The sequence below is a fragment of the Roseateles albus genome, from assembly GCF_028595345.1.
Lineage (GTDB): Bacteria > Pseudomonadota > Gammaproteobacteria > Burkholderiales > Burkholderiaceae_C > Paucibacter_A > Paucibacter_A albus.
Window position 1 is genome coordinate 201,743 of sequence record NZ_JAQQXT010000009.1, and the last position, 21,383, is coordinate 223,125.

Below are 21,383 nucleotides of genomic sequence, written 5' to 3' on the forward strand. Positions count from 1 at the left end.
GCCGCCCTTGATCACCTCCACTAGGGTATCGGCATCGTTAGGCCTAACAAACGACATCATGTGCGTGCTCAAAACAACACAAGCCATCATTGCCATCGCCCTCCTGATTCTGGGCGTCGTAGCTCTCTTCGGTATCGGCATCACGGGCCTACTCTTCCTCGTCCCGGGGGTTGCCTTCGCTGCAATCGCCGGCGTTACGCAGGGAGGTGCGCGTGCAGCGGTGATCTTGGCTTTGACCGCGGACACCGTAATTGCGTACTTTGCCGGGGCGAAAATACGAGCGCTACTTCACCCGGAACTTATGGGTACCAGGGTTGAGCCAGCAGTAGCTGCTCTGCTGAAGCCCACTATTCTTGACTTCGTTGTTCCTTCCGCGGTGTTGGCGCTCGTTGCTATCGCTGTAGTCGCCGTACTGCTTGACTGGCGCTCCGTTCAGGCTGCCGCATGGTTTTAGTCAGCCACAAAGGCTGCACGAAGGACGGGCCATTGTCGGCAAAGCAATTCGGATCTATCCGAGGCTCATGTGGTGTGCAATGTCAGCTATGCGCATACCAATCTCGCGCCGGAGACGTCTCCTTTGGGTTTTCCAATGCCGGCCAAAGGCTAGCCTTGAATGTCAGCTCCGGGCACCGTGCTGGCGCCACCCACTGCGCATCCGAATAACAGCAGCTGACCTGAAGCTTGAGGCCGCAACATCGCCCGGAAGCCGACGTTGACCAAAACGGTCGACGAACCGAACGTCAGCTTTGCGGCGCCCGTTCGAACTGTCGGCTTGGAACAGGCCCGGACATTTCGAGGTCAATTCCCGCGTAGCAACTCGGTGCCCATCATCGACATTCGACGCCACCTTCAGCAGGCAATCGGCAGCCCCAAAGCGGCCGGGTGCAATGCTCAGTGTGATGCCGCAAATTCAGACCCTAAAATGTTTCGATGCCGTACAGCATTACGATTTGCTCGCGCTTGCTTGTCTTCGCTCTAGGCTGGAGCGCTTCGTTGAGTTGGGCCTCTGAGCGCGTGCTGCTGCGCGCTGGCACCCCGGAAGGTTTGCCCGGCTACGACATAAGCGGTGGCAAGCTGATCATCAAGGATAGCTCCAAGCGGCGCATCTTTGAATGCATAGAGTCGGCACTGAACGCCCGCTTCGAGTGGCAAGCCTTACCGACCAAGCGCTTGATCCAGATGATCATGGACGGTCAGCTTGACATCGCCTTCCCAATGGGATTCGCCACAGAGCGGGCCTCAGTGATGTTGCAAAGCGCCGCGACGTGGGACAACCCAGACGTTTGGCTTTCATTGCGCCCCGTGAACATCCAGGACAAGAACTTGCGTATTGCAGCGCGACTGGGTTCGCCGCAGCAGATTGATCACTTGGCAGATGGCTATACCCATGTCACGGGGTCCTACACCTATCCGCTTTTGGCCAAAGAGCTTTCGATGGATGTGACCACCGCAGTGATCGTGCCGCAGTCGGTTTATGAGGAACAAAAGGCGCACTGGCCCTCGCAGACCCTGGTGACTGTAGGGCGCCAACGCAGTTCCGGTTTTTACCTCAAGTCCTCGGATCCCCTGAAGCTGCTGAAGCCGCTCAACCTTGCCATCGAGGCTTGCCGGGTCTCGGACAAGTAGGCGTTTGGCGAACAAGAACCGTCCCAACCTGTTGGCCTTGAGATGAGTGGCCGTCAGTCATGGAAGCCTGCTCATGGCCGACTGAGTTAGTACGTCGAGCCTAGGCCAAAACCGGCTTTGGGCACGGAGTTGCCACGCAGTCAGCGCCCTCGAAATGTCTCAGCCTGCGCTTGGCCGACAGTTCGAACATGCGCCGCATAGCTGACGTTGGGTTCGCCTACTGATCCGGTCAGCAGTGGCTTACTGGCGATGTTGCAGCCTCACACTCCCGGCCAGTTCTTGTCATTCGAGTGCGCTGTGCTGGCAGCGACAGGGTGCCCGGAGCTGTGGCCGTCAGTGCGCTTGGCAAAACGTCGCTTCACCCAGCCGCACCGTGTTTCGAGACTATGGCTTGAATCCACGGGAGTCCTGGCCGATTTGGCGCTCGCTGCCTTCGGTGGTGCAACGCACAGACCGATGCCGCCCCGGCGCGCACATTGACTTCGGTTGAGCCGACGAACGGGGGCGCGCGCTGTCTCGGAGATGCCTTGAACTATTGCCTTGCCGTGACCACTGCCGCTGGAACGCCGTTCGCTTGCAAGCGGCATCCGGAGGCGGTCGCCCTCCTAGACGTTTTCGCCACTCGCCCGATCGGCACATGTCTCGCGCTGTGACACCCAAACCGCAACCCGGCGTGGCGCTGGCTGCCCTCGCCGTCGTCGTATTGCTGGGCATCAGCATAGCCCGCCACGCCCCCGGCAGGCATGTGCTGCTGATGCTGACCGGTGTTGCGCTTGGCGGCGTGCTGTACCAATCGGTGTTCGGATTCACATCCGCTTTCCGCGTGCTGCTGGCCAGCAGGCGCAGCGCAGGCTTCCGTGCCCAGATGGTCATGCTGGGCGTCGCCTGCCTGCTGTTTTTTCCGGTGTTGGTCGGCGGCACCCTGTGGGGCCAGCCGGTTATCGGGTTCTTGTCGCCTGTCGGTGTGTCGCTCATGTTTGGCGCGTTCATCTTCGGTATCGGCATGCAACTGGGCGGAGGCTGTGCATCCGGCACCTTGTATGCGCTGGGCGGCGGCAGCACGCGCATGCTGGTCACCTTGCTGTTCTTCATCGTCGGATCGGTGGTCGGCGTCACCCACCTTGCGTGGTGGGAACGGCTGCCTGCTTTGGAGCCGGTATCGCTGATCACGGGCCTGGGCTGGCCGTTGGCGCTGGCCCTGAATTTGGCCGTCTTTGCCGCCGCGTATTGTGTCGCCTGGCGCTTGGAACGCGCGCGGCATGGCAGTGTGGTGTCCATTGCGACCTTGCCCTCCATGAATGCCGGCGCGGGCGCCGCCCCGGGTGTCGCGCGTGCTGGTGCCACGCCTTGCGTGTCGGGTCCCTGGCCTCTGCTGACTGGCGCATTGGCGTTGGCGCTGCTGAACTTCGTCACGCTCGCGGGCAGACCTTGGGGCATCACTTCGGCGTACGGCCTGTGGGGAGGCATGCTGCTTCAGTCAGTGGGCGTGCCCATCACCGGCTGGTCGGGCTATTCATCGCCAGAGATGCAGGCCGCGTTGCACAAAGGCGCGCTGGCGGACATCACGTCGGTGATGGACTTCGGCATCATGCTGGGCGCGCTGCTTGCTGCCGGCGCGGCCGGTAAATTCAAACCGGTCTGGCGCATTTCCGGTGGCCACTTTGCCGCATCGGTGGTCGGCGGTTTGCTGCTGGGCTACGGCGCTCGACTGGCTTACGGCTGCAACATCGGCGCCTTCTTCAGCGGCATCGCGTCGGGCAGCCTGCACGGCTGGCTGTGGATCGTGTTCGCCTTGGTTGGCACCTGGGCAGGGCTACACCTGCGGCCCGTCTTCGGACTGTCTGACGTACCGCCGTCGAAGCACTGATGGCTTGCCCACGCCAATCCACAAGCGCTCGCTGGTTTGCCGCTCAGGCCAAGCAAGCCATTTCGTGCCTTGGCTCTGGGATACGGATTCCAGGGGCAAGGTCATCGCAAGGGCGTGTGCGCCACCGAACAGACCAGCGAATGCCCCCTTGCGCATAGTGCGCCATGACCCTCACGACCCCAGGCATCGCTCACGTTACGCACCTGATTGGCAAAAAAGGGGGCGGTGCAGCAGTCGACCCAAGTCGTGATTTCAGCGTGATGCCTGCGCGTAAAAAAGCCGTTCGCAGCCTAAGCCCTACGGCTCACGCAAGCTCGCCCTCTTCCGATACGTACCAACTTGGGCGCAACGCACTTCTTGAAAGGAACTCTCATGATCTCAGCCCGCGGCTATGCCGCCCATGACCCGCAAAGCCCACTGCGCGCCTTCGCCTTCGAACGGGACGAGCCGCGCGAGCGTGACGTGCAGATTCAGGTGCTGTTCTGCGGCGTCTGCCACTCCGACATCCACCAAGCAAAGAACGAGTGGTCGAACACCGTGTACCCGTGCGTGCCGGGCCACGAGGTGGTAGGCCGGGTGACGAAGATCGGCGCTGGCGTGACGACGCACGCCGTGGGCGACATCGTCGGCGTGGGCTGCATGATCGACAGCTGCCGTCACTGCAAGCCGTGCAAGCTGGGCTTGCAGAACTACTGCGAAGGTCCGAACAGCTGGCTGGCCACCTACAACGGGCCCATGGTGCCCGCCAAGCAAGCACCTGGCGGCCTCAACACCTACGGACGCGACAACACCTACGGCGGCTATTCCGACGTGCTGGTGGTGAGGGACGACTTCCTGATCAGGATTCCTCCGGCGCTGAAGCCCGAGGTCGCCGCGCCCATCCTGTGCTCGGGCGTTACCACTTACTCACCGATGAAGCACTGGGGGGTCCAGGCAGGCCAGAAGGTCGGCATCATCGGGTTCGGCGGACTCGGCGACATGGCCGTCAAGCTGGCACTGGCCATGGGCGCGCAAGTTGTCGTGTTCACCAGCACCGAGGCCAAGCTGGAGGAGGCGCGCAAGCTCGGCGCCGACGCCGTGCTGGAGAGTGATGCAAAGGCCTTGGAGCCCCATGCGTCCAGCTTCGACTTCATGTTGTCCACGGTACCGCAGCGGCACGACCTGAACCCCTACCTGCCGTTGCTGAAGCGCGACTGCACACTGGTGGTGGTCGGTGCGCTGGAAGTCATGGCGCCCGTGAACAACCAGCAAGTTGCATTTCACCGTCGAAGCATCTCGGGGTCGCTGATCGGAAGCATCGCCGAGACCCAGGAGGTGATCGACTTCTGCGCCCTCCATGGCATCGGCCCGGACATCGAGATGCTGCGCATCCAGGACCTGAACGAGGCCTATGCACGCATCGAGAAAGGTGAAGTTCGCTTCCGCTACGTCATCGACATGGCGTCTCTGGCTGAGGAATCGGTGCCCACCACCTTGGCGTAGGACCCGGAGGGATTGCCGCGCAAACGGCGGTGGCCCGGTTACCGCCGCCCGTAAAGCGCCGGACCGACGGGCTCGGCAGCGGCCTCGTGACGTATGCTCTGAGCCCTCATGAACAGCGATTCCAAATGGCTAGATAGCGCCCGCGAACAGTGGCTCTGGCGAGGCGAAGAGCGGCCCCCGTTCGCCGATGTCCCTGCGTCGGGGCAGCTTTCGGTTTGGGATTTCCCGAGACCACCAGAGCTCGTGCGTGAAGCTCGTGAGATCGTCGTGCTTTGGGGCAACCTAGAGGTTGCGCGCACACAAGCAGCCTGGGCAGTCCGCGAAACGGCCCACCCACCGACTTTCTACCTGCCGTTGGTCGACGTACAGCTCGACCTGTTGCATCCCGCTGCTGGCGGCTCGTTCTGTGAGTGGAAAGGACCGGCGCGCTATTGGGATCTGGTCGACGGCGCACGCCGCTTGGGTCAGGTCGCCTGGAGCTACCCCAATCCCTTGTCTGGTGCCGAGCCGCTCGCCAACTGTGTGGCGTTCTATGCCCACAATCTTGACTGCTATGTCGGCGGATCGAAAGCCCGTCCACAGCCGGGCGGCTTCTATGGAGGCTGGATCACCTCCGACTTGGCCGGGCCCTTCAAAGGCGGACCTGATAGCGGAGCTTGGTAGTCTGTCGGGTTCGGGCGCGAGGCGCGCAAGAAATGACAAACCCACACAAGCAAGTGCCATCGCCAATGCGCGGCGCCGGAGTCGGCACCACGGCCGAACAATTTCAGCTTCAGGAAGTACGTCGGTCACTTGATCGCCAAATCTCAGCGGCAGTACCCAGCCTTCCGGCGTCGGGCGATCTCACGCAATGGGCGACTGCAATGGGCACCCTGTTGCCGCCCCAATTGCGCATTCGAATGACGGGCAACCGCCGTGCAGCCTCGGCTCTGATCAGAAGCTTTTCCAGCCATTGGTGCCCGTGCGCAAGGCCGGTGCAGTGACGCTTGGCACCGCAGTGGCCACCTTGGCCGGCGCGGGCTGGGCCTTGCCAAAGACCGGCCGTGCGACACTGTTCGCGCGGTCGGGACCGCTGCGCTCAATGCCGGCGGGCGGCGACCCCTGATGCCTGCTCGGCGCAATCGGGTCCTGCGTCAGCTTGAACACCGCCACCGTCTCGACCAGCTGCTGCGCCTGCAGCTTCATGCTCTCGGCCGCGGCGGCACTTTCCTCCACCAGGGCGGCATTCTGCTGGGTGACCTGGTCCATCTGGCCGACCGCCTCGCCCACCTGCGACACCCCCGCGCTTTGCTCGGCGCTAGCGGCACTGATCTCACCCATCAAGTCGGTAACCCGTTTGATCGAACCGACCACCTCGGCCATCGTCACCCCGGCCTGATCGACCAACTCCGTGCCCTGTTCGACCCGCTCGACGCTGGTGCTGATCAGGCTCTTGATCTGCTTGGCCGCCTCGGCCGAACGGCCGGCGAGGCTGCGCACCTCGTTGGCCACCACAGCAAAGCCACGGCCCTGCTCACCGGCGCGTGCGGCTTCGACGGCCGCGTTCAGAGCCAGGATATTGGTCTGGAAGGCAATGCCATCGATGACGCCGATGATGTCGGCAATCTTCTTCGAACTGTCGTTGATGGCCTTCATCGTGCTCACCACCTGGCCGACCACTTCACCGCCCTTGATGGCCACCGTGCTCGCGCTTTGAGCCAACTGATTGGCCAGCTTGGCGTTGTCGGCGTTCTGCTTGACGTTGGCACCGAGTTGCTCCATCGAGGCGGCGGTCTGCTCAAGCGCCGAGGCCTGCTCCTCGGTGCGCTGGCTCAGGTCATTGTTGCCCTGGGCGATCTCGGCCGAAGCACTCGCCACTGCTTCCGAATTCTGGCGTACGTTGGACACAACCACGGCCAAGCTGGTCTGCATCTCCTTGAGCTGCGCCATCAGGCTGGAGGTGTCACCCTGCCGGAGATCAATGGCCGCGCTGAGGTCGCCTGCAGCGACACTGCGTGCCAGATCGGCGGCCTCACCCGGCTCGGCACCGAGCTGGCGCGCGATGGAGCGGGCGAGCAAAAAGCCGAACAGTGCGGCAAACAGCAGCCCACCGGTAATGGCCATGATCGAGGTGATGCGGATCGCGTCATATCGTCCGACCGCCAGGTTGAACGCCTTGCGGGCCTCGTCGATCTGCAACTTGACGAGCGCCTCGTTGGCCCGTTCAACTGGGGCGGCAAGCGGACGGATCTTCTGCTCCACCAGCCCTTCGGCTTCCTTCGCATTGTTCGCGCGCAGCGCGGCGAGCGTCGGCATCAGAGCCTCCTGAAGGTACTTCTTGCGTGCATCGGTGAAGTCCTTGGCAAGCTTGGCCTCCTCGGCCGTTATCTGGCTGGCCATGTAGCCGTCCCAGAGCTTGCCAATCTTGGCGAGGTTGGCCTCGATGTCGGCGCTGCGCTGCTGGATGATCTCTGGGGTCGGGTCGATCAACGCAATATTGATCGCGAGGCGGTTCTTCAGTGACAAGGCATTGATCTCACCCAGCTGGGTGGCCGGAATCGTACGGTCTTCGTAGACTGTTTTCAGGGCATCGTTCGATTGCCAGATGCCGAATAGCCCCAGGCTGCCAATGCCGACTAGCAGCGTGCAGAAGACACCGATCATCAAAGTCAGGCGGGTCGAAACTTTCAAATTATTCACGTGATTCACAGTTCAATGAAGAGGCATGCAGGGGATCTGCGTTCTGGGCAGGTCAGTGGTGCACATTGAACCTGCGAAGCCCGGTGTCCGATCAAGCAAAAAGGGTGACTGCGCCTTGCGGAGGCGGTACGGTCAAACTTGAACCATGGCAGGGAGATGGACGACCTCGATCGCGTCTTCATGCTCGACCAGCCAGGCCACGACACGGTCCGCGCGGTGGACGCACAAGGGGTTGAGGATCAGGATGATCTTTCTTGTCGATACCTGGATGCGCCGCCGCAGCAAGGCAATGAGCTTGTGCGCGTCTAGCGCCCCGGCATAGGACGCCCAGTGCATCTGGCCCCTGTTGTTGACGGTCGAGAAGACCGACAGGAGGCTGCCGCTCAATCCCAACTCGCCTTCGTCTACCCAGTTGATCTCCGCGTCCTCGATGCGGGCACGGGCGGCAATGCCTGGGTAGGTGGCCTGTAGCCACTGACGAGATTTGACGCCCGAGCGCAGAGAGGCCTTGGCCATGGGCTTGGGCGGCCGCAAGCCCCAACGGGCCAGGTACAGGGCGACGGTTCGATCCGACATGCGGATGCCGAAGCGCGTGCCGATCAACTGGATCACGGCCGCCTTGGTCCACAAGGGATAGGGCAGCGCCAGTCGGTCGGGTGTTTGCCCGAAAATCAAGGCCCGGACGACTCCGCATTGGGCCGCATCCAGCATTCCCCCGTGGCCGGTCTGGCGGCCCTTGGGCGCATCGTCCAGGGCCGGCGCCCCGATGGCATCGACGCGTTTGCAGATGTCGAAAACGCCGGTACGGCTCAATCCCGTCTGCGCTGCGATATCACGATAACTGCTCCCCGCGGCACGCAGGGCGACGACCTGCATGCGCCGGGCCTGGCGCGCTGCGGGTGGCAGAGATCGCATGTCGTTCGGTTTCATCGTCGCTCCGGGATGAACCCAGTGTCACGCCGCCAAGCCGCCGCCGGAACCGGCCGATAGGCCGGGTCACCGTAGTTCCCGTCTTACGCCGTCTTGCTCATCAAGCCGCCAGCAACTGCTGGCTGAGCGGCAGCACCATGGGGTTAAGCTGGTCGGGGCGAAAAAGTGTTGTGGCATAAATGCGCCCAACTTCGAATTGCACACGGCATTGGAGCGCTGGGCGGGTAAAGAAAAGTCGCTGCCAAGTTGGTCAGCCTACAGCTGGCAATCCGCGTGTGCCTTGCTGGCTGGGGCCGACACGCCGAGCAAGCTTGCCACGCCGGCCAAGAACGCATCAAGCGCCAGTGGCTTGGTCCAGTAGGCCACCACGCCGAGGTCAAAGGCCCGGGCCACATCCACCTCCATGGCATTTGCCGAGACCGCGACCACAGGCAGCGCCTTAGTGCGCGCGTCCGAGCGAAGCGCGTCAAGCACCTGGAATCCGGACATGTCCGGCAGATGCATATCCAGCAGTACGAGGTCCGGCGTGTTCTGTCGCGCCATGGCGATGCCGTCCTCGCCAGTCTCCGCCTGGAGCAGTCTGACCCCTTCACAGCGCAAGAGCATCTGCTCGACCAGGATGCGATTGACCGGGTCGTCCTCGATGTAGAGGATGACCTTTGCGTCCCGCTCCACTTTCGCCTGGGCTCCAGGGTCGTCGAGAGCGCGCTTGAGCGGGATGGCGCAAGACGGCAGGACCAGCCTTGCGCGTGTGCCCGACGCGGGACTGCTCTCGATGTCCAGCCGTCCCTTCATCAATTCGACAAGACTGCGGGCAAGGCTAAGGCCGATGCCCGATCCTTCGATCGCATGGCCTTCATTACCCAGCCTGTTGAACGGTTCGAACAAGTGCGAGAGCTGCTCTGCAGTCATGCCGACACCGTCGTCGACGACATCAAGGAAGACTTCGGCTCCGGCGTGGGTCACGTCGACGCGCACCTGACCGCCGGGCCGGTTGTACTTGCAGGCGTTGCTCAAGAGGTTGATCAAAACCTGCAGCAAGCGGCGCGGGTCCACGACGGCGCCGATACCAAACCTGGACGGCGCCTGTTCAGACAACTCGACCTTGTTGGCCCTGGCCAGCGACTGGGTGAGCGCTAGCGCCTCGTCGAGAACGCCGGAGATGTCGCTGCAAACGTTGGTGACCTCGAAGCGCCTGGACTCGATGCGGGAGATATCCATGACATCGTTGACCAGGCCCAGCAGATGCCATCCGGCGTGCGTAATCAGGCGCACTCGCTCGGCCTGCGTGGCCGAAAGGACTTGCTCCTTGTCGGTGGCCAGCAACTGCGCGAAGCCCAGCATGGCATTGAGGGGCGTCCGAAGTTCGTGGCTCATCTGCCCGAGAAACTCGGTCTTCGCACGGTTGGCGTCTTCGGCGGCAAGACGCGCGCGGTCGGCCAGTACGGCCGACTGCCGTTCCCGCTCGCGGTCCGCATTGTCGAGCGCAAAGGAAATGTCGGCGCCGAGTTCGGACAACAGCGGCGTCACCTTGCCTCCGAAGAACGACCGGGTCCTGGAGCACAGGAAAAGAATACCGACCAGCGCACCGCCTCGTCGCAGCGGGACGGCCGCCAAAGAGCTCAGCCCATGAGCCAGACACCATGAGTTCGACTCGCGCAAGCGCTCGTCCTTCGCGGCGTCGTCGACGACGACGCATAGGCCCTTGTGCGCCACCAGCGTAGTCATCAGCGTCTGCAGGCGCGCGCCATCGAGCAAAAGTTGCGGTGATGTTGCAACGACGCGCGAGCTGGCGCGATGGACCTCTCTGACGTCGAACATGTCGACGACGGCGAGGTCCATATTGCCCGCCTTGACGCAGACCTCGCAAACGCCCTCCAGCAGCTCGATGGGGTTAGGACGCCTGAGAATGAGGCGATTGGTTTGCGACATCACGGCATGGAGGAGGTTCAGGCTCTGCGCTTTCACCGCGCTTGCGAGGGCATCGCGCTGCCGGCGTCGCCAAACCGTGCAGCCAACCGAGAGCCCCACCGCGATGAGAGCGAGGCTGTAGGCCTCAGAACCCTGAAGTTCCTCAGCGCGGCCTGGGAACATCCTGACCGCCAGCGCGAGGGCCAGGCTGACCAGACCAACCAGGACCAATGCCACAGCGATAAGCAGCCAAGCTGTGCCTTCAGGAGGCTCCCGCAGGGAAAGGACATCTGCGATTTCGGCTCTAGCGCCACTGGCGCTCATGCAGCCGATCTCCTCGCGATGGGCGGCCTAGTTTGCAGAGGATTCATAAGCACTTTCCGGTGGCGCCGCGGGCCTCTGCGCGGCGCAGGTATACGCAGCTGAAACAAAAGGGGACTGCGCGAGGCGACTACATTCCAGTTTCCACGTTACCCGGACTCACCGAATGCTTCTGCGCGGTAACGAACATACGTAAGGTCTGTCGGGCGGATGGTTGGGCTCGGCGGACCGAGCGGGTCATTCACGAGGAAGCCGCGGGCTCACTGGGAGCGAGCCAAAAGTGGGTCGTTTAAATTCACTGCTCTATCGTTCAAAAGATGCGACGGTTGTCGAAGTCAGGTAGTCGCCCCCACCTTTAAGCGCCGGGATTTTGAGAAGTGTCGGACCTGAGAAGAACGCGCTCAGCTCAAAAATTTTGCGACTCTCCGACTTCGAAGCTGCCAATACTTGGGGAGCAAAGACTGCTATGGGGCCAGCAGCGTGATTTCGGCTCTCGGCCGCGAAAGTCAGGAGCTGGCCGGGAGCGTAAGGCCGCATCATCGCCAGTAAGCCACCGTTGACAAAATTGGTCGGTGAACCAAACGTCAGCTATGCGGCGCTTGTTCGAACTGTCGGCCTGTCGCAGGCCGGGGCCTTTGGAAGGCACTGACTGCGTGGCCACTCAGTGCCCATTGCTCCTGATCCGCCAACTCACGGGTGACGTTTACTCGTCATTAACAACCAGCTGCCTGCGGAGTTCAAGGCAAATCTCCATTCAAATTAATTACCAAAGCTTTCGGTTCCAAGGCTATGAAATCGATAGTAAATGCTGCTTGCGGCCCATGGCCAACTTGGAGCTTGCCGCCCATCTGACTGGCCAGGTCAGCAACTAGTTGTAGGCCCAAAGAGCTTTCGCGCCTGGTTTCAAAATCTGCGGGCAACCCGATACCGTTGTCGATTACCGCCAAGCGCCAGTGATCGGATAAGTCCAGTGGATGCAAGCTGATGGTGATCTCACCGCTACGCTCATCCGGAAAAGCATGCTTGAGACTGTTGGACACCAACTCGCTTACCAGCAGGCCTGCCGGTGTGGCCTGATCCAGGCCCACTTTCAGCAACCCCAAATCCAGCCGGAGTTGCACCGTCCCTCGGCCGGCGTGCAGCGATTTCAAGGATTCCCCCGCGATCTGACCAAGGTAGCTACCCAGGTCCACTGCGGCAAAGGTCCCTTTGCGATAAATGATTTCATGCAGCAAGGCCATTGAGCGCACACGTTGTTGCATATCTTGCAGCACCGCTTTCGTGGGGTCATCGGTGCAGCGAAAACCTTCCAAGCGCAGCAGACTGGTGATGACTTGCAGGTTGTTTTTAACCCGGTGGTGCACTTCTAGCAGCAGAGCGGTTTTTTCCCGTAGCGCGGTTTGCAAGCCAATTTCGGCTTGATTGCGTTTGGTGACGTCATGGGCAAGCACCAGTTCGGCGTTGCGTCCAGCAAACTTCAGAGCGTGGGATACGATTTCGACCGTGATCACCCGGCCATCCTTGGTGCAGTGGTTCCAGAGTCCGGCTTCGTCGATTCCATCCCATTCAAGGGCGAGGTTATCCAGTAAGCGCGGAAGGTCTTCCGGGGGGCGGATATCCTTGATCGTCATCGCCAAAAATTCATCGCGGCTGTAGCCATAGTGGCAGATGGCCGCGTCATTGACCGCTATAAACGCAAGCGTATCGCGATCGAATACCCACATCGGGTGGGGATTCGAATCAAAGAGTTCGCGATGACTCGCTTCGCTTCTGCGAAGTTCAGCTTCGGCGAGCTTCTTTTCGTTGATATCGGCCCAGTAACCAATCAGTTGATCGGGTTTTCCATCGTTTGAATAAACGACCTTGGCCCGGTCATAAACCCAGTGATATGTGCCGTCTGCCATTTGGAACCGGTATTCCTGAGCATGATGGCCATGAGCAAAAAGTTCACCCAGCTGATCGAAGACCAGCTGACTATCTTCTGGATGAATATGGGCGGCCCAGAAGTTAGGGGCATCCGTGAACTGTTCAGGCTGAAACCCCATCAAATCGATGATGTTCTCACTGATGTAGGTTGCCGCATAAGGCGGTTCTACCTCGCATGTATAGATAATCGCCGGACTGGAAGACAGCAAGAATTTCAGCCGTTCCTTGTTGGCGTGCAAGGTGTCTTCCATCTGCTTGCGCACTGTGATGTCCTCGGTCCACATCACGATACCGCCAATATTGCTGGAGTCATCACGCCACGGCTTAACCTCCCACCGAATCCACCCCAAAGTGCCATCTGGTCGCAAAAAGATATCGGACTCACTCCGTTCGGTCGCCCCTGCAAGGCAACGTCGATGAACATCTTTCCATCGCGCAGGGAGGTCAGGGAAGACTTCGTAATGCGACAACCCAATAACATTGCGGTCGCCAAGTTGACAGTCGTCACGCCACCCTTGTGTTAGTTCAAGATAGCGCATATCGAGGTCAAACAAGGCCAACGAAACAGGCGCCCAATCTGCTAGCTGCCGAAACTTATGAACAGTTTTCTGCGAACCCACAGCACCTGCGGTTTGGACATCATTGCTATCTGTATCCATGTTTCCGCTTGCCAATTTGTTGATGGAACTTAGCAACAATAAAACCAAGCACTGTTATTCGTGCGAATGATCTGGATTCAATCCCAGACGACACATATGGTCTACTTCAGTACGATGGCCATCTGCCATCGATCAATTTGGCCGCCATTCGTCTTGCGAGGCTAAGCGAATCAGGGGAGTGGCGTCAATCGGCGCTCGCCCGCATCAAATGAAACCAGCGATGCTGGCCGAGGGTCTCCTGAAGTACGCCGGACTTCGCTTGCAGTGAGTCTCAAGTAAAGCGCAGCGGCGCGCTTTCTTTTGGTTAACTCAGTCAGCGGGCATACGTCGACCAGATGCCTCCCATGCCTGCACCCAAGACAGCATTTGCTCAGCCGGCATGGGGCGGGCAATGCCGTAACCCTGTGCCAGCTCGCAACCCAGCGCGAGCAGTCGTTCGCCATGGTTTTGGGTTTCCACGCCTTCGGCGATCACCTGCCGCTTGAAAGCAGCTGCCAAGCCAATAATGCCTTGCACGATGGCCTGCGCTTCATGGTCGTTCAACATATCGCGCACAAAACTCTGATCTATTTTCAGCGTTTCGGCGGGCAGGTTCTTCAGATAGGTGAGCGAGGAATAGCCGGTGCCGAAGTCATCGATTGCAAAGTGCACACCTAGCTGCCGGCATTCCCGCATCATTTGGGACGCGACTTGCAAATTTTCCAGCGAGCTCGTTTCGAGAATTTCCAGCTCCAGTTGACCTGTGCCGATGCGCGGATGCCGAAGCAGCATCTGAGCCAGCTGAGCGACAAAATCCTGTTGCTGGAACTGCCAAGCGCTCACGTTGACACTAACGGCTAGGCGCAGACCTTGATCCAACCAAGCTTCGATCTGATGCAAGGCCTCTCCAATCACCCATTCGCCTAGCCGCAGGCCCAGCACATGCCCTTCCAGCAGCGGCAAAAAGGTGGCCGGCGCCAGTAGTCCGTGCTGAGGGTGCCGCCAGCGTATCAAGGCCTCGGCGCCTGTCACGCGGCCGTTTCGTAAGTTGACCTTGGGCTGGAAATGGAGCTCGAATTCAGAGCGCTCCAGCGCGACTTGCAGGCGCTGCAGACCCTCTCCGCGGTGTTTGAACTCGGCGTCCTGAGCTGCGTCAAAAAGTTGATACCGATTCCTGCCGTTTTGCTTAGCCTCATACATGGCGCGATCGGCATGACGCATCAATTGATCGGCCTCCACATCATCCTGCGGATAGAGGGTTACGCCGATGCTGGCCGACACCTGCAACAAATGCTCCCCGAAGACGATGGGTTCGGAGCAAGCTTTCAAAATCCGTTCGATCAAGGCGTTGAGTTCGGCAAGCCCATGCACGTCGACAAGCACCAGCACAAACTCATCGCCACCAATCCGCGCCAAGGTGTCGACCTCGCGGAGGTGCGACTTCATACGTTGGGAGAGGGTGATCAAGAGCTGATCGCCCACGGCGTGACCATGCTTGTCATTGATGACTTTGAAGCCATCCAAATCCAAATACAAGACGGCCAAGGTTTGGTCATGGCGGGCGCTATTGGCCATTGCTTGTTGCAAACGGTCTGACAACAACAGCCGATTTGGAAGACCCGTCATTGCGTCGTAATGGGCGAAATGCTCCAGCTTTTCGGTCTGTAGGCGCAGCGGTGTGATGTCTGCAAACAAAGCTACATAACTTTGAATTTGACCGGACGAATCCGCAATGGCGCTGACCGTCAACAGTGCAGCAAAATCAGTACCATCGTGACGCCGACTCCAGACCTCTCCCTGACAATGGCCGGTCTGCCACAAGGACTGCCACATGGTTCCACTTTTGTCGGTGTCTTCGCTGTTGCCGCATAGTTGCCGGTAATTTTGGCCCAGCACGGCTTGGCGGGTATAGCCGGTGATGCGCGTAAAAGCCTCATTCACATCCAGCAGCACACCGGCGGGACTGGCGATAACAATCCCCTCGCTGGTATAGGTGAACACGTTAGCGGTCAAGCGTAACCGTGCTTCGGCAAGCTTTTTTTTGCTGATATCGCGCGCGATTTTGGACGCCCCGATGATGCGTTGCTGCGCGTCACGAATGGGCGATATCGACACCGAAACATGTACCAGGCTGCCATCCTTGCGTTGGCGCACGGTCTCGAAGTGGTCTACCTTTTCGCCCGCAAGCAGCAATTCCAGAATGAAGCGTTCTTCGTCTTTGCGGTCCAAGGGAAACAGCACCAACATTGGCTGCCCCAGCATCTCCTCGGCGCTGTAGCCAAATATGGCCTCAGCACCGCCATTCCAACTGGTGACGATGCCGTCCAAGGTTTTGCTGATGATGGCGTCATCTGAGGACTGGACGATAGCCTCATAGAGCGCCAAGGCGGTGCGCGGGTCCAGTTCGGGGTCAAATGCCGGTCCAGTTGGGCATTTCGGCGCTAAGCCAAGGCAACTGGCGGTGCTGTACTTGCTCTCTGTTTGGTCTACCAGAGTGGTAAGTTGCGGTGCGTGGAGTACATGCTGGACCAAATTGGTCAAGTCGCGCGCCACTGTCACGACCGAACAGACGCGTCCGTCGGAACTCAGCTCTGGCGTGAGGCGGGTTTGCATCAAATGCTTGCCCTCAGGCCCGGCGTACGTGAACTGTATGGTTGACGGCAACCCAGTTTTGAAAACCTCGCTTAGAGAAGCTTCCCAAAGTGCAACCTGCTCGCCGGGCATACCCAGCTCCTTGTTGGAGCGCCCGATAAATTGAGCCGCAGCGCGGCCGGTGATGCGCTCGATAGATCTATTGACATAGAGATGCCGAAACTGCGGATCAAATTGAGCGACCACGTCTTGCATAAAGTCTGCAAAACCCATGTCTATGCCTGAGCTTGCAGGCACTGATGTCGCTGCAACGTCTGGAACCTTGGCTGGATTCATGGGCACCTCCGCCTCACCAAAAACCCTCACCACCTTGCCCTACTGGTGGAGAGCCGCTGAATGCCGAGTACAACATGGCTTTAGCTTGCTTGACAAGCCTCATTCTGGGCGCATACCAACAGGCCGTGACGCTGAAATCCCCCGCAAACGTCCCAAGCATGGACCTTTGCCAACAACTGTTGCCGTCGACCACTTGCCCACTGCTTTGCAGCCAACCGGCGTCCAGCATTGCTTTCAGCAGCCGCACCGCCAATTCCCCGCCCAGATGGCCGTAGCAAGTTCTGGCTTGCCTGAACTGCTCGGGATTGGCCGCACCAAGGCCGGCTGGCGCGGCGTGCGGGGCCGGATTGACGCACCGAAGGAGGACAGGCTTTCGATCAGGTGCTTGGCCTCAGGTCCTACAACCCGAACGGCCGAATGCTCATCCCGCGGAGCGAAGCACCAGCACGGCGTTCGTCCCGCCGAATGCAAATGAGTTGGACAACATGAGCCGGGCGGCCGAGCCCTCGCGAGCGACATTGGCGACATAGTCCAAATCGCATTCAGGGTCAGGCATCTGCAAGTGCATGGTTGGCAGCGCGACCTGATGTTTCATGGCCAGCAATGACAGCACACACTCAAGCGCTCCGGCCGCGCCCAACAAGTGGCCATGGATGGCTTTGGTGGCGCTGATGGGGATTTGATCTGCGCGCGCGCCGAAGACGCTTCTGATTGCGGCCGTCTCGGTTCGGTCGTTGGCCTGTGTACCGGTGCCATGCGCGTTGATGGCATCGACCTCTTGCCGATCGACGCCGGCTGCGCGCAAAGCGGCATTGATCGCGGCCACCTGCCCTTCGACGCTTGGGCGCGTGATGTGACTGGCGTCGTTGGACTGCCCGTAGCCCAGAATTTCGCCAACGATGTCTGCCCCGCGCGCCTTCGCCCGGTCCCAGGGCTCGAGCACCAACATGGCCGCACCTTCGCCCAAGACCATGCCGCTGCGGTTTTTCGAAAATGGCCGACATGACGCTGCCGGGTCGAGTGCATCCAGGGTGGCCACGGTATGCAAGGCTTCCCAGGCCTTCAAAGAACCCGGCGACAAGGGCGCTTCAGCGCCACCGGCGATCGCGATATCGAGTTGCCCGCAGGCCACCCGCATCCAGGCCTCGCCAATGGCTACCGCCGACGACGAGCATGCGGTCGAGTACGTCATATTGGGACCTCGCAGACCATACTCGATGCCGATCCAGGCTGCGGCCGCGTTGTGCATGCCCATCAAAATGGTGAAGGGCTTGATGCGATCGGACTGCTCGCCATAGAGGGTCTGGTAGCCCTCGTCCATCGAGAGCGTGCCGCCCATGCCGGTACCGACAAAGACGCCTGCGCGCTCGCTATCAAAGCCTGCCAAAGCATTGTTCGATGCTTGCATGGCCTGGTTCGCGGCGAACAAGGCGAAGAGGCTGAAGCGGTCGAGCATGCGCGCTTTGCCCGGCTCGAAATCAAGCCGCTCGTTGAAGTTTGCAACTGCAGCGATGGGTGTGGACAGCCGGCTCGCAAACGGGATCGCAAGCTGGCGGACGCCGGAATGCCCGGCGCGCGCATTGGCCAGCACCTCCATCGCGCTATTTCCCAGCGGCGACACGACGCCAATGCCGGTGACCGCAACCCGCCTCATAGAGCGCGCAGCGCGGGTTCCCCGGGCGGTGCGTGAGCCACTACGAGGCCTTGACTGACGATCAGTTCATCGACGTAGCGAACCACATCGCCCAATGTCGGAAGGTCGACAGGATCGCTCGGCAGCTTGATCTGAAACACGTCTTCGATGTTCCACATCAGTTCGACCGTCCCCAGCGAGTCGATGCCCAGGCTCTCCAGCGGGGCGTCGAGTGTCAGGCGATCGGGCTGCAGCTTGTAGTCTTTGATCAAGATGGCACTCAGGCGCTCGAAGGTCGTTTTCATGTCGATTCCTCTTGTGGGCGAGTCAATGAAGTCCGCTGTGCCGCCGAGCCCGGAATGGGATGCCAGGCCCGCGCAATTGCCATAGAGCCCGCAAACTCGGGTGTGCGGACCTTGCCGCCCCAGCGCGCACCCAGGGTGAGAATTCGGGGCCAGACTTGAACCAGTTTCAACAGCGCTGCCGCCTGGCGTGGCCGCATGGCGAGATGAGCGAAAACTGCTGCCAAACGCAGGCGCGGCGCAAAGTGGTGGCGCCAAGAGGCCGCGTAACGGCGCTGCAAGTCGGCTTGGGCGGGCGCGTCGGGCACCGCAGAAGTGCCGCAGCGGCCCAGCAGGTGAGAACACAGCAGCGCAGCCGACTGCAAGGCCATGCTCATGCCTTCACCCAAGATTGGATGCGCCTCGCCGGCGGCATTGCCGACCCTGAAGATCCCGTCTGCGGCATTGACACGCACACCGGGATCAAGGGGACCAGACGCCAGCCACGGGCCCATGCGCTGTGCGCTTTGCAAGGCCGCTCGCACGCCAGCACACTCGCGCTTCAGCCAGGCCTCGACGGCTTCGCTCGCGCTCAGGCCAGGCGCATGGCTGCGCAACTCGCAGAGCCGGTCGCGCCGTATGCAGCAGGCCAGTGTCATCGTTTGCCGGTCGGCCATCACCATGCCGCCATAGCCACCGTCCAGGGCCAAGACGCTGATCTGACCGTCGGCGAGATTGGAGCCTGAGAAGTTGGCCTTGAAGGCCAGCAAGTCGCCGCTGCCGCGCGTCTGCCGGTGCTTGGGCCTGTCCGACGGCAGGTGTTCCCACGACCCGTGGGCGTCGACCACCACTTTGGCGCGTAGTCGCAATAGCGCCGCGGGCGCCATTTGGCGAAGCTCGCAATGCCAGCTGCCGGGGCCTCCCAGAATCGCTTGCGCGGTGCAGGGCTGAAACACAAAGGCGCCGGCGGCTCGTGCCTGCTCCAACAGCAAAATGTCCAGCGCCTCCCGGCCGAGCCCACGGCCCCAGGGATATCGCGCATGATCAGCAGCCGGAAGCTCGGCCTCCGCCGCCCGGCCGCCGCGCAGTAGCCTCACGCTGCGCAGGTCCGGCCCTGCAAGAAAATTGAAGGTGTCCCCAATACCCAGCGCTTCTAACAAAGGCAGATTGCTGGCCGCGACACATTCGCCGCACACCTTGCGGCGCGGAAAGCACTGACTTTCGATCAAGGCCACGGACCAGCCGGCGCGCGCCAATTGAATGGCGACCGCAGAGCCCGCCGGCCCCGCGCCGACGATGAGGGCATCAAAGCAGTTGGGCAAGTTTGTCTGCATCACTCGATGCCTGCTCGACGGGCACTGAAACAATGGCTGAACATACCGGCGGCGAACTCGCGCGTGTTCCAGGCGCTGGTTGTGCCCCTCGGCCATATGGCGCTGATCTCCTCGCCACGAAAGCCGGCCTGCACGCTCAACACGGCATCTTCACGAGTCACGGCATTCGCGCCGAGCACGCCGACGAGATGACTCCCTAACAAGGCCATGGACGACCGTCTCGGCTCATAAGCGAAGAAGCGATCGCTGCGCGATGCGACTGCAGCGAGCAGCCGGTCAAGCGGGTCGCCCTCAAAATGATGCAGGAACAAGGCCGTGCTGATCAAGTCCCAGCGTTGCAAGCCAGCGCCCAGCAGCCCTTCGTCGGGCCGCGCCTCGTCGGGCCGCGCCGCCCAAGCCAGCACATCGTCACGCTGTACTTGGACAGTCCAGCCCAGAGCTGCATAGGCCGCCAGCGTTGCTGGACTGACGATGTCCTGCTGGTCCAACAAGGTCAAATGCACGCAAGGCCAATGCGGTGCGAGCTCGCGCGCGACGCCGAGCAGCAAGCGGCCGTCGCCCGCGCCGAGCTCCAGAATCCTGAGCGGCAGGCGAGCAACGCCGCCAGATACCAAGTCCTGCCAGCCCCGTGCCAAGATGGCGCGCGTGCCCATAGCGCGGTGCACGCGTAGGAGATCGCGTCGCGAGCGTATGGCGGCAGGATCGGCTGGCGCGAGCTGATCCAAGGTCTCTGGCGCCACGCGCCTGGCCATCATCCCTGCACCTCCAGCAGCGCACCGTGGCAACTGAAGCCGGCGCCAAAGGATGACAGCCACCACCAGCCGGGCGCTGCACCATCGGCCAGCGCGGCTTCGAGTACAAAGTAGACAAAGGCGCTGGACATATTGCCATATTCACGCAGCATGGCAGCGCTGTAGCGCAGATCGCTGGGCTGCAAATCAAGCCGTTTCTCCAGCGCCTGGAGCACATCGCGACCACCGGCATGCATGATCCAGGTGCCCACGTCGCCAGGATTCAGTCCGGCCCTGCCGAGCACGGTGTGCAGCACGCGCTGTGCGTAGTCAGCCGCCAAGCCAGGGACAGCGCGGCTCAGGATATTGCGCAACATGCCGTCGCGTTGCTCGAACATCAATGCATGCCGCTCGCTTGGCTCGACAAGGGAGGTGCTGTCCGTCCATTTGATGCGTCGCCCCGAAGCACTGGCCTGACGCGTGAGCACCGCAGCGCCGGCACCATCGCCAAACAAGCAGGCACTGATCAGCACCCCCGGGTCGTTGTCGAGGTACATCGCGGCGCTGCTGACTTCGACGCAGATAGACAGCACATGCTCGCAGGCGCCGCTGGCCAGCAGGGCCTGGCCCAGCATCAGGTTTGGGAGTGCGGCAGCGCAGCCCTGTCCCACCAAGTCGAAAGCTTGAACGTCGCAGCGCAAGCCGAGACGTTCGGCAACATAGCCCGACAAACCAGGGCACAGATATCCCGTGCAAGTACTGACCACCACGGCATCGATCTGCGTCGCGCGCAGCCCGGCCTGGCTCAATGCGCGCTCGCCGGCTTGCGAGGCCAGCGCCGGCGCGTTTGTCAGGAAACGCCTTGCCAGTGTGTTGGGGTCGATCGTGAAGACCTCGTCCAGGCTTGTGACCGCCAAGCGGCGTGCCTCGATGCCGTTGTCGCGCTGCAGCACGGTTCTCGCAATCAAGTGGGCACGCGTGTCCAGGCGCGCGAACCATGCCGAGCTCTCGAACGCGGCGAGACACTCGGCCTTGGTGTAGCGGATGGGTGGATGGGCGGTACCTAGCCCGGCGATGTGCATGTCTCAGAGTGCCG

The 21,383-nt window shown here is 61.2% G+C and carries 15 protein-coding genes; 5 read left to right on the plus strand and 10 right to left on the minus strand.

The genetic code is table 11. The features are described from left to right. Positions 1–7 precede the first annotated feature (7 nt). The 5 genes from PRZ03_RS15705 to PRZ03_RS15725 all read left to right on the plus strand — a co-directional run bounded on the left by PRZ03_RS15705 (position 8) and on the right by PRZ03_RS15725 (position 5,638). Entirely contained in the window at positions 8–454 is a 447-nt protein-coding gene (locus PRZ03_RS15705; RefSeq protein ID WP_273601210.1) for a hypothetical protein, read from the plus strand. 539 nt (positions 455–993) lie between these two features. Next, complete coding sequence (locus PRZ03_RS15710) at positions 994–1,626, plus strand: hypothetical protein (protein WP_273601212.1); 633 nt, start codon at positions 994–996, stop codon at positions 1,624–1,626. Positions 1,627–2,275: 649 nt separating this feature from the next. Continuing rightward, complete coding sequence (locus PRZ03_RS15715; protein ID WP_273601213.1) at positions 2,276–3,493, plus strand: YeeE/YedE family protein; 1,218 nt, start codon at positions 2,276–2,278, stop codon at positions 3,491–3,493. Between the two features lie 372 nt (positions 3,494–3,865). Beyond that, complete coding sequence (locus tag PRZ03_RS15720; RefSeq protein WP_273601215.1) at positions 3,866–4,975, plus strand: NAD(P)-dependent alcohol dehydrogenase; 1,110 nt, start codon at positions 3,866–3,868, stop codon at positions 4,973–4,975. A 108-nt stretch (positions 4,976–5,083) separates the two neighbouring features. Then, positions 5,084–5,638 carry a DUF427 domain-containing protein gene (locus tag PRZ03_RS15725; protein WP_273601216.1) on the plus strand — a complete coding sequence of 185 codons (555 nt, stop codon included), beginning with the start codon at positions 5,084–5,086 and terminating at the stop codon, positions 5,636–5,638. A 270-nt stretch (positions 5,639–5,908) separates the two neighbouring features. Here PRZ03_RS15725 and PRZ03_RS15730 read toward each other — a convergent pair whose 3' ends face one another. From PRZ03_RS15730 to PRZ03_RS15775, 10 genes are all read right to left on the minus strand, one after another. Then, positions 5,909–7,654 (minus strand): methyl-accepting chemotaxis protein, encoded by a 1,746-nt coding sequence (locus PRZ03_RS15730; protein WP_273601217.1) that lies wholly within the window; start codon positions 7,652–7,654, stop codon positions 5,909–5,911. Positions 7,655–7,786: 132 nt separating this feature from the next. Then, positions 7,787–8,584 (minus strand): winged helix-turn-helix domain-containing protein, encoded by a 798-nt coding sequence (locus PRZ03_RS15735; protein ID WP_273601218.1) that lies wholly within the window; start codon positions 8,582–8,584, stop codon positions 7,787–7,789. Between the two features lie 255 nt (positions 8,585–8,839). Continuing rightward, positions 8,840–10,819: a hybrid sensor histidine kinase/response regulator gene (locus tag PRZ03_RS15740; RefSeq protein ID WP_273601219.1), complete on the minus strand. Its 1,980-nt coding sequence runs from the start codon at positions 10,817–10,819 to the stop codon at positions 8,840–8,842. Between the two features lie 734 nt (positions 10,820–11,553). Next, a complete protein-coding gene (locus PRZ03_RS15745) occupies positions 11,554–13,401 on the minus strand; it encodes a PAS domain-containing sensor histidine kinase (protein WP_273601220.1) in 1,848 nt (615 codons plus the stop codon). 309 nt (positions 13,402–13,710) lie between these two features. Further along, positions 13,711–16,269 carry a sensor domain-containing protein gene (locus PRZ03_RS15750; protein ID WP_273601221.1) on the minus strand — a complete coding sequence of 853 codons (2,559 nt, stop codon included), beginning with the start codon at positions 16,267–16,269 and terminating at the stop codon, positions 13,711–13,713. 460 nt (positions 16,270–16,729) lie between these two features. Continuing rightward, positions 16,730–17,962 (minus strand): beta-ketoacyl-[acyl-carrier-protein] synthase family protein, encoded by a 1,233-nt coding sequence (locus tag PRZ03_RS15755; RefSeq protein ID WP_273601222.1) that lies wholly within the window; start codon positions 17,960–17,962, stop codon positions 16,730–16,732. Further along, positions 17,959–18,246, minus strand: coding sequence for an acyl carrier protein (locus PRZ03_RS15760; protein WP_273601223.1), 288 nt, complete (start codon positions 18,244–18,246; stop codon positions 17,959–17,961). Before PRZ03_RS15760 ends, PRZ03_RS15755 begins: the two co-directional genes overlap by 4 nt. Then, the gene (locus PRZ03_RS15765; protein WP_273601224.1) at positions 18,243–19,556 is read right to left on the minus strand and encodes an NAD(P)/FAD-dependent oxidoreductase; all 1,314 of its coding nucleotides are present in this window, start codon (positions 19,554–19,556) and stop codon (positions 18,243–18,245) included. Before PRZ03_RS15765 ends, PRZ03_RS15760 begins: the two co-directional genes overlap by 4 nt. Beyond that, complete coding sequence (locus PRZ03_RS15770; RefSeq protein WP_273601225.1) at positions 19,556–20,311, minus strand: class I SAM-dependent methyltransferase; 756 nt, start codon at positions 20,309–20,311, stop codon at positions 19,556–19,558. Before PRZ03_RS15770 ends, PRZ03_RS15765 begins: the two co-directional genes overlap by 1 nt. After that, positions 20,308–21,369: a type III polyketide synthase gene (locus PRZ03_RS15775; protein WP_273601226.1), complete on the minus strand. Its 1,062-nt coding sequence runs from the start codon at positions 21,367–21,369 to the stop codon at positions 20,308–20,310. The genes PRZ03_RS15770 and PRZ03_RS15775 overlap by 4 nt, the downstream gene beginning before the upstream one ends. Positions 21,370–21,383: the final 14 nt, after the last annotated feature.